We start from the raw sequence: 12,283 nt of genomic DNA, 5'->3' as shown, positions 1-12,283 counted from the left end.
GTCAGAGGGGGGAGAAGATGCCGGATAAAAACTTACCGACGACTGATTAACGCGCCAGCCACTGCTGTCCCAGCAGGTCTGCCGTCAGAATCGCGGCATGTACGCTCTCAGGCGTCACCGGGAACGGCATATTGTGGATGGTTTCACCTTCTGCGCAGGTCGCTTTGGCCACGGCCATGATCTTGCCGTCAATGTCGTCTTTCACGCCCATTTCCGCTAACGTTACCGGCAGGCCTACTTTCTGACAGAAATTCAGCACGGTTTCGATCTCTTCCATCGGGCTGTTTTGCAGCACCAGCTGCGCCAGCGTACCAAAGGCGACTTTTTCACCGTGGTACAAATGGTGACACTCTTCCAGAATCGTAAAACCGTTGTGGATAGCATGCGCCCCTGCAAGACCGCTGCTTTCAAAGCCGATGCCGCTGAGGTAAGTGTTCGCTTCGACAATACGCTCCAGCGCATCAGTCACCACGCCAGCCTGCGCGGCAAAGCGTGCCTTTTCGCCTTCCGCCAGCAGGGTATCATAGCACAGGCGCGCCAGGCTCAGCGCCGCTACGGTGGACTGTCCGCCCGCCATGCTGGTCGCTCTGGCGTCATAACAGGCTTTCGCTTCAAACCAGGTTGAGAGCGCATCGCCCATCCCGGCCACCAGCAGGCGTACCGGCGCTTTGGCAATGATTGCGGTGTCCATCACCACCATATCCGGGTTTTTCGGGTAGATCAGATACTCTTCAAACTCACCGGCTTCGGTATAGATAACGGACAGCGCGCTGGTTGGTGCATCGGTAGAGGCGATAGTCGGGATCACCACCACCGGTAGCTTCTGGTAGTAACCAATCGCTTTGGCGGTATCCAACGTTTTCCCGCCGCCAATCCCAACCACGCCGCGGCAACCATGCTGTTTCAGAATGGCAATCAGGCGATTAATTTCAATATGGCTGCATTCACCGTTGAAGCGTTCCGCGTGGCAGCTAATGTCGTGGCTGTGCAGGCCATTGAGAACCTTCTCTCCCGCCAGCTTCATCACGAAGTCATCCGCAATCACGAAAAAGCTGTCCGCCAGATTTTTAGCGTATTGACCAAATAAGGTGGAAGCGTCAGGGCCCTGGAGATATTTGGCTGGAGATTGAATAACTTTTAGCATTCCTTTCATCCTCAAATAAGTACATGTTTTTACATGGTGAGCCCTGGCGTTAACCTGTTTGGCCTGTTGCCTTCGGCAAAAACAGGAGGTACCGGAGCGATGCAATAACTGTATGGCGAGGCGTGAACAAAAAAATCTTTCGTCATTTTGTTCTGATATGAAACAGATAAAAACGGCGTGCGTTCCATTCTGGAACACTTATCCACAAAAATGATAAGGTTTGCGATCCCGATCCGTTCATTTACCCCCAAATCTCCGGCAAACACGAAGCTCAGTTCCTCTTTTACTCATGCAGTTGTATTAAAACCGGCAAAAAAAGGCTGGCTGCGCCGTATGAGCGGTGCTGATCGCAGGAGAAAAAAGTCGAGCGAGCTCGCATTATGATCATTCCCCGCTTTTTTAAGTTTCATTTCGGAACAAAAAACAGCGTCAGCGTTCCGTAATGAAACTCATTTTAGCGTTGTTTTTTTCCACGCTGACTTCGCCAGAATCTCTTCATTGCCTCCGCACCATGATCCTACATTCGGGGGTTTGTCTTTCACTCAACCTCGAGGAGCCGTTATGTCTCAATTCTTTTTTAACCAACGCACCCATCTCGTGAGCGACGTCATCGACGGGGCGATTATCGCCAGCCCATGGAATAACCTGGCGCGTCTGGAAAGCGATCCGGCCATTCGCATCGTGGTCCGTCGTGACCTTAATAAAAATAACGTAGCGGTCATTTCCGGCGGCGGTTCGGGACACGAACCCGCGCACGTTGGGTTTATCGGTAAAGGCATGCTAACCGCTGCGGTCTGCGGCGACGTTTTCGCCTCCCCGAGCGTGGATGCAGTACTGACCGCCATTCAGGCGGTGACCGGTGAGGCTGGCTGTTTGTTGATTGTGAAAAACTACACCGGTGACCGTCTTAATTTCGGTCTCGCCGCCGAGAAGGCGCGTCGCCTTGGCTATAACGTTGAAATGCTGATTGTCGGCGACGACATCTCCCTGCCGGATAACAAACACCCACGTGGCATTGCGGGAACTATCCTGGTGCATAAAATCGCAGGCTATTTTGCCGAACGCGGCTATAACCTCGCCACCGTCCTGCGTGAAGCGCAGTACGCAGCCAGCAACACCTTTAGCCTGGGCGTAGCCCTTTCCAGCTGTCATTTGCCGCAAGAAACCGACGCAACCCCTCGTCATCATCCGGGTCATGCGGAGCTGGGTATGGGCATTCACGGCGAACCAGGCGCATCGGTTATCGACACCCAAAACAGTGCGCAAGTGGTGAATCTGATGGTGGATAAACTGCTGGCCGCCCTGCCTGAAACCGGTCGTCTGGCGGTGATGATTAATAATCTTGGCGGCGTTTCCGTGGCCGAAATGGCCATCATCACCCGCGAACTCGCCAGCAGCCCGCTGCACTCGCGTATCGACTGGTTAATTGGCCCGGCCTCGCTGGTCACCGCGCTGGATATGAAAGGCTTCTCACTGACGGCCATCGTGCTGGAAGAGAGCATCGAAAAAGCACTGCTCACCGAAGTGGAAACCAGCAACTGGCCGACGCCGGTCCCACCGCGTGAAATCACCTGTGTAGCGTCATCTCAGCGTAGCGCCCGCGTGGAATTCCAGCCTTCGGCAAACGCCCTGGTGGCCGGGATTGTGGAGCTGGTCACCGCAACCCTTTCCGATCTGGAGACTCATCTGAATGCGCTGGACGCCAAAGTCGGCGATGGCGATACCGGTTCGACCTTTGCCGCCGGCGCGCGTGAAATTGCCAGCCTGCTGCATCGCCAGCAGCTGCCGCTGGATAACCTTGCCACGCTGTTCGCGCTGATTGGCGAACGTCTGACCGTGGTGATGGGCGGTTCCAGCGGTGTGCTGATGTCAATCTTCTTTACCGCCGCCGGGCAGAAACTGGAACAGGGCGCTAACGTTGTCGAAGCGCTAAATACGGGGCTGGCGCAGATGAAGTTCTACGGCGGCGCAGACGAAGGCGATCGCACGATGATTGATGCGCTGCAACCGGCCCTGACCTCGCTGCTCACACAGCCGAAAAATCTGCAGGCCGCATTCGACGCCGCGCAAGCGGGAGCCGAACGAACCTGTTTGTCGAGCAAAGCCAATGCGGGTCGCGCATCGTATCTGAGCAGCGAAAGCCTACTCGGAAATATGGACCCCGGCGCGCACGCCGTAGCGATGGTGTTTAAAGCGCTGGCGGAGAGTGAGCTGGGCTAAGATGTAACAAGGAGCGCTTCTCAGGTATTTACTGCCTGATGGCGCTTCGCTTATCAGGCAGAACGTTAACGATAAACGCGGATCCCGCCCTCTACGCCACGACTAAACAGCACCTGCCAAAGTTCAATATCTCTGGCGCGGAAAGCCCCGGCGCAGGCGCATAAATAGTAGTTAAACATTCTTCTGAAGGTGGCGGAATAACGTGATGACAGCTCCGGCCACGCTTGATTAAAGCGCTCGTGCCACGCCATCAGCGTTTTATCGTAATCGCTGCCAAAGTTATGCCAGTCTTCCATCACAAACCGTGATTCGCTGGCTTCGGCAATATGGGAGATCGCCGGTAAGCAGCCGTTCGGGAAAATGTATTTATTGATCCACGGATCGACGCTCATCCCTTTTTTATTGCTACCAATGGTATGTAGCAGGAACAGTCCGTCCGGTTTTAAACAGCGGTCGGCGATGCTGAAAAAGGTGTCGTAGTTTTTTGGCCCGACGTGTTCAAACATCCCCACGGAGACAATGCGATCGTAGTGTTTATCGAGGTCGCGATAATCCTGCAGCAGAATCTTAACGTCCAGTCCTTCACAGCGCTGCTGCGCCATTTTTTGCTGCTCTTTGGAAATGGTGACGCCTTCCACCGCCACGCCATAATGACGCGCCGCATATTCCGCCAGCCCGCCCCAGCCACAACCAATATCGAGTAAACGCATGCCCGGTTTCAGTTGTAGCTTCTCACAGATCATTTTTAATTTGGCATTTTGCGCATCGTCTAATGTGGTTGCGTCTTTCCAGTAAGCGCAGGAATATTGCATATGCGGATCAAGCATCAGTGCAAAGAGATCGTTACCAATATCATAATGTTCTTTGCCGACAATCCACGCGCGGCTCCGCGACTGCAAATTAAACAGGCGTGCGCTGGCAATACGTAAAATATCTTTCAGGTTACCCGGCATCTGCTGATCAAGTTTTGCTTTCAGGATTTTGCAGAACAGAATATCGAGCCGCTCGCAGTCCCACCAGCCTTCCATATAGCTTTCGCCAAGCCCTAACGAGCCTTGTTGCAGTACCCGTTTAAAGAAACCGGCATGATGAAGTTGAATGTCCCAGGCACGGGAGCCATTAATCCTGATATCCGCTTGCGAAAGCAGCTCTTTTCCCATTCGGGTCCAGTTATCATTTGTTTCATTGACGATGACAGCATCTGAACAAAGCGAGTTCATGGTATTTACCAAAGGTGGGCTAAAAATTCTTACGCAAGATTATTATGGAAAACAGAGTGTATGTATTATGATCCGCGGACAAGATCTATCGAGCAGCGGACACACCATCGGGAGCATTGACGATTTATTTATGGAAACTCTCGTGCAAAAACAGTGGAACTCCTTCCCGGATAACTCCATGACGGAACTGCCGCAGGATGTTTACTTTCGCTCGTATGTCCTGGAAGCCAATCATCATGTTCCACAGCATTCACACTCTTTTATGCAGTTTCATTTCGCCCGCAAAGGCAGTATGCGTATTGATGTTGCAGGCAAGTGCTGGATAATCCCGGCGCATTATGGCATCTGGATCCCGAATAATACGGAGCATGCGGTTTGGGCATTGGATGATGTGTATTTAGAGAATCTGGATATTAAACCGAGCTTTCTTGAAGAGAGCATCAATGAATGTAAAGTGGTGGCTATCAGTGATTTCGCCAGAGAGTTTATTCATTACGCCACGAATTTAATTTCGGGCCATTATGATAGCCAGTCAAAAGAGGGCAAGCTGGTTAGCGTCCTGGTCGACATTATTCTGCAGCTTCCGGAAGTCGCTTTTGTATTACCCTGGCCGCAGGATCGCGAATTAACCAAAGTTTGCCGAACAATACAAGAATCCCCGGCGTTGGAGCATTCGGTTGAATACTGGGCGCAGCATCTGGGTATGTCTGCCCGTACCTTTTCACGCCATTTCAAAAAAGAAACCGGATTGCCTTTCAGCGTCTGGAAGCAAAAAATGCGTATTCTGGAATCCGTATTAATGCTGAAGAAAAATAAAAGCGTGACCGCCGTGGCGCTCGACGTAGGGTATTCAAGCACCGCGGCATTTAGCTACGCATTCCGCCAGGCGTTTGGCGTTCCGCCATCTAATTACTGATTAACGACGCTGATGCCAGTAAGCCGCTGCGCGAACAAGTTGCTGATCGAACGCCTCGGTTTCAAAGCGAGCACTCAGGTTTTTGACCACCTTACCTTCGCCGGTAATCCAGATGTAATAATCATCTGCGGGTACGCTTAGCTGCGATAAGTGTTCATTCACCGCCTGCTCGTCATGGCCGATAAACCACTGAATAGTAAATCCGTCGAGATGGGCAAAATAGTCCTGGTACGCGGCATCCTGCACGCTTACCAGCGCCGTGACGTTCGGACGTACCGCTAAACGGCTGAGCGACTCCAGGCGTCGGCGTAGCGCAGGCATTCCCGATTCATCACACACGTAAACCTGATACGCATAGTCTTCTGGCACCACCAAAGAACCACGCGGTCCGCCTACCGTCAGCTTGTCACCCTCGCGGGCATTCATCGCCCACGTACTTGCCACGCCACCGTCATGAATATAGAAATCCAGTGCCAGCTCATGGCGCGCTTCGTCATACAACGGCGTGTAATCACGGGATATCGGACGCACGCCGTCAGCCCAGACAATACCTTCATCGGTGACAACCGGCGGCACAAAGTGGCTGCCCGGTTCAGGGAAAAAGACCTTGGTATGGTCATCAAAGCCGTGTGAGCTAAAACCATCCAGAGCGTCACCGCCCAGTACAATGCGCTGAAAGCCCGCGCTAATACGTTCGACGCGCAGGACGGTAAGTTCCCGAAAACGCAGTTCATTGCGAACGCGCTGCGGGTAACGTGATGTGTTTTTTGTCATTTTTTCGCCTTCGGAAGATAATACGATATATCTAATTTAATTTTTAAATGATAATGATTGCTAATCAGAAAGATTGCAAGCACTTTTTTGATATAGTCGCCTTCTGACTAAACGGCTAACACATACCTTTAAAAAAAGATAAAAATCATAAAGTTAAATAAAAAATATTTTATAGCCTTGCGCAAAAATGATATTTAGATATAAATTAGATATATCTAAAACACATCAGGAGACGATGATGCAAAACCATCATGAAGGTTGCTGCAAGCATACAGAGCACCAACACGAAGGCTGCTGCAAGGGTGAAGGGCATCACCACGAAGGCCGCCACAACGAACACCATGCAGGTTGCTGCAAAGGTGAAGAACATCGCCATGAAGGCTGCAACAAAGAACATCACCACGAACAGGGTTGTGGACACCGCCACGGTCGCGGCGGCGGTCGTCGCCAGCGCTTCTTCGGTCACGGAGAATTACGCCTGGTCATTCTGGATATCCTGACCCGCGACGCCAGCCACGGCTATGAGCTGATTAAAGCGATTGAAACCCTGACTCAGGGCAACTATACCCCGAGCCCGGGCGTCGTCTATCCGACGCTGGATTTCTTGCAGGATCAAGAGCTGATCACCATCAGCGACGAGGAAGGTGGGCGTAAACAGATTGCGATCACAACCCAGGGCCAGCAGTGGCTGGATGAAAACCGTGAGCATCTGGAACATATCCACGAACGTATTAAAGCCCGCTGCGTGGGTTTTGAATTACGCAAGAACCCGCAGATGAAACGCGCGCTGGAGAACTTCAAAGCCGTGCTGGACCTACGGGTCAATCATGGTGATACCAGCGATGCACAGATCAAAAAAATCATCGGTATTATCGATCGCGCTGCGCTGGATATTACTCAACTGGATTAATCTACAGACAGGCGGAACGCGTTTGCCCTGCGTTCCGCCTTTATCGTTAATATTAATGCAGCACCGTGACTGCATCTTCCAGACGACCAGCGCGATGTTTCACCATCGCGGAAATCTGGGCGCTCTCTTCAACCAGCTCGGCGTTTTTCTGCGTAATGTTGCTTAATTCATTCACTGCGCGAGTCAGGCTCGAAAGACCATCTGACTGTTCCAGCGTTGAGTGACTGATTTGGGCGATCAACTGCGTCACGTTTTGCACCTGCGCCACAATATCATCCATCGTGCGCCCTGCGGCGTGGACCTGGTCTGATCCGGACTGCACCTTATCGGCGCTGGCATCAATCAGCTTGCGGATATCATTGGCTGCACTGGCGCTGCGGCTGGCAAGATGTCGCACTTCTCCCGCCACCACGGCGAACCCTTTCCCCTGCTCACCCGCCCGTGCGGCTTCAACAGCGGCGTTCAGGGCCAGAATATTAGTCTGGAAAGCGATATCGTTAATCAGCGTGGTAATGGTGCCGATCCGCTGGGTGCTGTTGGCGATATCGTCCATAGTTTTGATGACGGTATCCATCGCCTCGCCGCCGTGCGTCGCCGCGCTGCTGGCTGCAATGGAGAGCTTGTCGGCCGCGGCGGCGGTCTCTGAGTTTTGCTTCACCGATGCCGCCATCTGATTCATGGTGGTCACCGTTTCCTGCACGTTCTCAACGGTCTGCTGCGTATGCTTGTTTAAATCATCGCTGCCTTTCGCCAGCGTTTCGCTGTCGCTGCGCACACAGCTCACCTGACTGGAGACATCATGGATGAGCCAACGGCACATTAGCCCCAGTTGCCCGACCGCTCGCAGCATCAGGCCCAGTTCATCACTGCGGTTAAGATGCGACACGCTGTTTCGTTCACCGGTCGCCACTTTTAGCGCCTGACGAGCGACATTCTCAATAGGACGCACAATCTGCCATTCGAAAATAGCCGTTCCCAGCATCATCACCAGCGCGCTTATCAGCAGTAACGGCCATTCGGCGCCCATTTGCTGCAATGCGGCTGCCAGTACGATAAACATAATTGCCATTACGCTGCGCACTCGCCAGCGAATCGGCAGCGCCGGGAGTTTACCCAGCCAGCCTTTGCGTACCACCAGTCCTTTATGGATACGTCGGTTGCAACGCCCTTCATTCAGCGCTTTATATAAAGGCTCTACCGCCGCAATCTCCTCGTCAGTGGCCCGGGTACGAATCGACATATATCCGGTGACACGACCTTCCCGTACCATCGGCACCGCATTGGCCCTTACCCAGTAGTGATCGCCATTCTTACGCCGGTTTTTCACAATCCCGCTCCATGGCTCGCCCTGTTTCAGGGTGTACCACATATCCGCAAACGCCGCTTTTGGCATATCCGGATGACGAACCAGATTGTGCGGCTTATCGAGCAATTCATTCAGTTGATAGCCACTGACCTGGACAAAGGTATCGTTCGCGTGGGTGATATAGCTTTGTAAATCGGTGGTCGACATGAGGGTGATATCATCATCCAGCGGTGTATTTTGCTGACTAACGTAGGGATGAGAAGACATGATTGCGTCCTGTGCAGGTTATCTGGTTGTTAACTCTTTCGGCTTATGTTATTTCGGCGATAATTTTTTTATCTTTAGTTGTTAAATTTGATTTAGATCGCAATTTGCGATTAAACCTCAAAATCTGTACGCATTCTAATCCATTGATTTAAAATACTTTCATCCAGTAACTATTCAACTACACTTCTACCAACGCACCGTCACAGTGCAAATATTGCTCACTTTTAGCGCAGAAAAGTGCTTTTCCGATCTGTTTTCGCGGTCTTAACCTGGGCAAAATGCCAGCAAATGTTAAATATCAGCATTAAATGTTGCATGAATGAGATGTTTCCTGGTGTTTATCCCGATTTTTGCTAAGTGCGCCGGAATGGCGCAATCACTGCAATACTTAAATCAGTATCATGTGATACGCGAGCTCCGGGAGCATATTTTGAACAGGTTACCTTCCAGCGCATCGGCCCTGGCCTGCAGCGCACACGCACTGAATCTCATCGAAAAGCGCACGCTTGATCATGAGGAAATGAAATCATTAAACCGAGAGGTGATTGAATACTTCAAGGAGCATGTCAATCCGGGGTTCTTAGAGTATCGAAAATCTGTAACTGCAGGCGGGGATTACGGAGCCGTAGAGTGGCAAGCGGGAAGCCTGAATACGCTTGTCGACACCCAGGGGCAGGAGTTCGTCGATTGCCTGGGTGGATTTGGAATTTTCAACGTGGGGCACCGTAATCCAGTCGTGGTTTCCGCCGTACAGAATCAACTCGCGAAACAACCTCTGCACAGCCAGGAGTTACTTGACCCTCTGCGGGCCATGCTGGCAAAAACCCTCGCCGCGCTGGCGCCTGGTAAACTGAAATACAGTTTTTTCTGTAACAGCGGGACCGAGTCGGTTGAAGCCGCTCTGAAGCTGGCGAAAGCGTATCAATCGCCGCGCGGTAAATTTACGTTCATTGCCACCAGCGGCGCATTCCACGGCAAATCATTGGGAGCACTGTCCGCCACGGCTAAATCAACCTTCCGCAAACCCTTTATGCCGCTGCTGCCGGGTTTCCGCCATGTGCCGTTTGGCGATATTAACGCGATGCGCACCATGCTCAGCGAGTGTAAAAAGACCGGTGACGACGTCGCAGCCGTGATCCTCGAACCTATCCAGGGTGAAGGGGGCGTGATCCTGCCACCGCAAGGGTATTTGCCCGCCGTGCGTAAACTTTGCGATGAGTTTGGCGCGCTGATGATCCTTGATGAAGTGCAGACCGGCATGGGTCGTACCGGCAAAATGTTCGCCTGCGAGCACGAAAACGTGCAGCCCGACATTATGTGTCTGGCCAAAGCGCTGGGCGGCGGCGTGATGCCAATTGGCGCAACCATTGCCACCGAAGAGGTGTTTTCCGTCCTGTTCGACAATCCCTTCTTGCATACCACCACGTTTGGCGGCAACCCGCTCGCTTGTGCGGCTGCGTTAGCCACCATTAACGTCCTGCTGGAGCAAAATTTACCGGCTCAGGCGGAGCAGAAAGGCGATATGTTGCTGGATGGTTTCCGCCAGCTTGCGCGGGAGTACCCAGACCTGGTGCATGATGTACGCGGTAAAGGCATGCTGATGGCAATTGAGTTTGTCGATAATGAAATCGGCTACAACTTTGCCAGTGAGATGTTCCGCCAGCGGGTACTGGTTGCCGGCACGCTAAACAATGCAAAGACGATCCGTATCGAACCGCCGTTAACGTTAACGATCGAGCAATGCGATCTGGTATTGCGATCGACGCGCAAAGCCCTGGCAGCATTACGGGTGAGCGTGGAGCAGGTGTAATACAGGTCGGATGGCGCTGCGCATCTCAGGCTTACGGGATCAAATGTAGGTCGGATAAAAGCGTAGCGGCCATCCGGCAATTAGCACAACTTAAACAATCCGCACACCCGCAGGCATAAGGCGTTCTGGCGTCAGCAGCACGCTTTCGCTGCCATCGTCCGTCTCAGCGCACAGCAACATGCATTCTGACGTTTCCCCGCGCATTTTGGCCTTTTGCAGATTACACAGCACCACCACCGTTTTCCCCATCAATTCCTCTTCGCTGTAATAAGGCACCAGGCTGGTCACGGTTTGCAGCGTACGCTCTCCCACATCCACCTGCACGATATACAGCTTATCAGCATTGTCATGGCGCTTTACCTGTGCGATTTTTCCAACACGTATTTCCATTCGGGCAAAATCAGCAAATGCGACGGTATCCATTGTGTTCTCCTTTGGTAAAATTTTACTGAATACTAGCAAAATATTTTCTTGGCATGGTTCTCAAAAGCGGGAAAATGACGTAGTCATCACACTCTGAAAGCCCAGTTTTACCCCAGGCATGTCAATTAAACGTACTTTTTTTACTGAAAACAGATGAATAGATAAGCACTTCATTTACAATGCGCAGGTAACTCAGGGAAAAGGCAAACATGGCAACACTTAAAGACATCGCAATCGAAGCTGGCGTGTCCCTGGCGACAGTGTCCCGGGTTTTAAACGATGACCCCACGCTGAATGTAAAAGAAGAGACCAAGCATCGCATTCTGGAGATCGCGGAAAAACTGGAGTACAAAACCAGCAGTGCTCGTAAAAACCAGACCAGCGCGCTCGGCCCCCAGCATATTCTGGCGCTCTATAGCTACCAGCAGGATTTGGAAATCAACGATCCTTACTATCTCGCGATCCGTCACGGAATAGAAACCCAGTGTGAGAAGCTGGGGATCGAACTGACCAACTGCTATGAGCACAGTGGGCTGCCGGAGAGCAAAAACATTACCGGCATTCTTATTGTCGGCAAGCCTTCTCCGGCTTTGCGTAATGCGGCAACAGCGCTTACTGACAACATCTGCTTTATCGATTTCCATGAACCCGGCAGCGAATATGACGCCGTCGATATCGATCTGGCCCGCATCAGTAAAGAGAGCATCGACTACTTCATCGCCCAGGGCGTCACTCGCATTGGCTTCATCGGCGGTGAAGACGAACCCGGCAAGGCAGATATCCGTGAAGCCGCGTTTGTCGAATACGGTCGTCTGCAGCAGGTCGTTTCTGAACAGGACATCTATCGCGGCGGTTTCTCCAGTTCATCAGGGTATGAACTGGCCAAAAAAATGCTGGCGAAAGCCGACTATCCCGGTGCCCTGTTTGTGGCTTCAGACTCGATTGCTATTGGCGTTCTGCGCGCCATTCACGAGCGTGGCCTGAACATTCCGCAGGACATTTCGCTGATTAGCGTTAATGATATCCCGACAGCGCGCTTCACCTTTCCTCCGCTTTCCACCGTTCGCATCCATTCAGAAATGATGGGTAGTCAGGGCGTCAACCTGCTGTTTGAGAAAGCCCGCGATGGGCGTGCGCTTCCTCTGCTGGTTTTTGTTCCCAGCAAACTGAAACTGCGCGGCACCACCCGCTAAAATCCCCAGTAAACACGCCCGGTTTCTTCTGATGCCGGGCGCGCATTATCATGCATTATTTTCTGCGCCCCATTATTTTCGTGATCCAGTTAAAGTAAAT

10 protein-coding genes are annotated in these 12,283 nt (G+C 52.1%); 5 read left to right on the top strand and 5 right to left on the bottom strand.

The annotated features are described in order from the left end of the window. Positions 1–46: 46 nt before the first annotated feature. Positions 47–1,144, bottom strand: a complete 1,098-nt coding sequence (locus N0B36_RS16935; protein ID WP_016154586.1) for a glycerol dehydrogenase — start codon at positions 1,142–1,144, stop codon at positions 47–49. Between the two features lie 561 nt (positions 1,145–1,705). Between N0B36_RS16935 and N0B36_RS16930 the strand changes: the two genes are divergently transcribed. Next, a complete protein-coding gene (locus N0B36_RS16930; RefSeq protein ID WP_259688654.1) occupies positions 1,706–3,364 on the top strand; it encodes a glycerone kinase in 1,659 nt (552 codons plus the stop codon). 65 nt (positions 3,365–3,429) lie between these two features. Here N0B36_RS16930 and cfa read toward each other — a convergent pair whose 3' ends face one another. Beyond that, positions 3,430–4,584, bottom strand: coding sequence for a cyclopropane fatty acyl phospholipid synthase (cfa, locus tag N0B36_RS16925; protein WP_259688653.1), 1,155 nt, complete (start codon positions 4,582–4,584; stop codon positions 3,430–3,432). A gap of 67 nt (positions 4,585–4,651) precedes the next feature. Here cfa and N0B36_RS16920 point away from each other — a divergent pair, with 67 nt between their 5' ends. Next, positions 4,652–5,500 carry an AraC family transcriptional regulator gene (locus tag N0B36_RS16920; protein WP_047358672.1) on the top strand — a complete coding sequence of 283 codons (849 nt, stop codon included), beginning with the start codon at positions 4,652–4,654 and terminating at the stop codon, positions 5,498–5,500. Here the strand turns inward: N0B36_RS16920 and N0B36_RS16915 are convergent, their stop codons facing one another. Further along, positions 5,501–6,274, bottom strand: a complete 774-nt coding sequence (locus tag N0B36_RS16915; protein ID WP_049040510.1) for a siderophore-interacting protein — start codon at positions 6,272–6,274, stop codon at positions 5,501–5,503. 235 nt (positions 6,275–6,509) lie between these two features. Between N0B36_RS16915 and N0B36_RS16910 the strand changes: the two genes are divergently transcribed. Further along, on the top strand, positions 6,510–7,184 hold the full coding sequence (locus tag N0B36_RS16910) for a PadR family transcriptional regulator (RefSeq protein WP_161623113.1): 675 nt from the start codon (positions 6,510–6,512) through the stop codon (positions 7,182–7,184). Positions 7,185–7,236: 52 nt separating this feature from the next. On the opposite strand, the gene N0B36_RS16905 is transcribed toward N0B36_RS16910, so the two are convergent. Then, positions 7,237–8,757 carry a PAS domain-containing methyl-accepting chemotaxis protein gene (locus N0B36_RS16905; protein WP_016154592.1) on the bottom strand — a complete coding sequence of 507 codons (1,521 nt, stop codon included), beginning with the start codon at positions 8,755–8,757 and terminating at the stop codon, positions 7,237–7,239. Positions 8,758–9,187: 430 nt separating this feature from the next. Here N0B36_RS16905 and ygjG point away from each other — a divergent pair, with 430 nt between their 5' ends. Then, on the top strand, positions 9,188–10,567 hold the full coding sequence (ygjG, locus tag N0B36_RS16900) for a putrescine aminotransferase (RefSeq protein WP_049259762.1): 1,380 nt from the start codon (positions 9,188–9,190) through the stop codon (positions 10,565–10,567). A gap of 90 nt (positions 10,568–10,657) precedes the next feature. On the opposite strand, the gene N0B36_RS16895 is transcribed toward ygjG, so the two are convergent. Continuing rightward, a complete protein-coding gene (locus N0B36_RS16895; RefSeq protein WP_016157522.1) occupies positions 10,658–10,990 on the bottom strand; it encodes a tRNA-binding protein in 333 nt (110 codons plus the stop codon). Between the two features lie 209 nt (positions 10,991–11,199). Here N0B36_RS16895 and ebgR point away from each other — a divergent pair, with 209 nt between their 5' ends. Beyond that, positions 11,200–12,183, top strand: a complete 984-nt coding sequence (gene ebgR / locus N0B36_RS16890) for a transcriptional regulator EbgR (protein ID WP_019077746.1) — start codon at positions 11,200–11,202, stop codon at positions 12,181–12,183. The last annotated feature ends 100 nt before the right edge of the window (positions 12,184–12,283 follow it).

This window comes from Citrobacter sp. XY323, assembly GCF_025106035.1.
Classification (GTDB): Bacteria; Pseudomonadota; Gammaproteobacteria; order Enterobacterales; family Enterobacteriaceae; genus Citrobacter; species Citrobacter braakii.
Note: the sequence above shows the minus strand (reverse complement) of the source record. Positions and strands in the feature narration are given on the sequence as shown.

Bases quoted from the DNA above. Each gene is read 5' to 3' on its own strand.
- ebgR (WP_019077746.1), top strand. From the start codon at position 11,200: ATGGCAACACTTAAAGACATCGCAATCGAAGCTGGCGTGTCCCTGGCG.
- cfa (WP_259688653.1), bottom strand. From the start codon at position 4,584: ATGAACTCGCTTTGTTCAGATGCTGTCATCGTCAATGAAACAAATGAT.
- N0B36_RS16935 (WP_016154586.1), bottom strand. From the start codon at position 1,144: ATGCTAAAAGTTATTCAATCTCCAGCCAAATATCTCCAGGGCCCTGAC.
- N0B36_RS16930 (WP_259688654.1), top strand. From the start codon at position 1,706: ATGTCTCAATTCTTTTTTAACCAACGCACCCATCTCGTGAGCGACGTC.
- N0B36_RS16895 (WP_016157522.1), bottom strand. From the start codon at position 10,990: ATGGATACCGTCGCATTTGCTGATTTTGCCCGAATGGAAATACGTGTT.
- N0B36_RS16905 (WP_016154592.1), bottom strand. From the start codon at position 8,757: ATGTCTTCTCATCCCTACGTTAGTCAGCAAAATACACCGCTGGATGAT.
- N0B36_RS16915 (WP_049040510.1), bottom strand. From the start codon at position 6,274: ATGACAAAAAACACATCACGTTACCCGCAGCGCGTTCGCAATGAACTG.
- N0B36_RS16910 (WP_161623113.1), top strand. From the start codon at position 6,510: ATGATGCAAAACCATCATGAAGGTTGCTGCAAGCATACAGAGCACCAA.
- N0B36_RS16920 (WP_047358672.1), top strand. From the start codon at position 4,652: ATGATCCGCGGACAAGATCTATCGAGCAGCGGACACACCATCGGGAGC.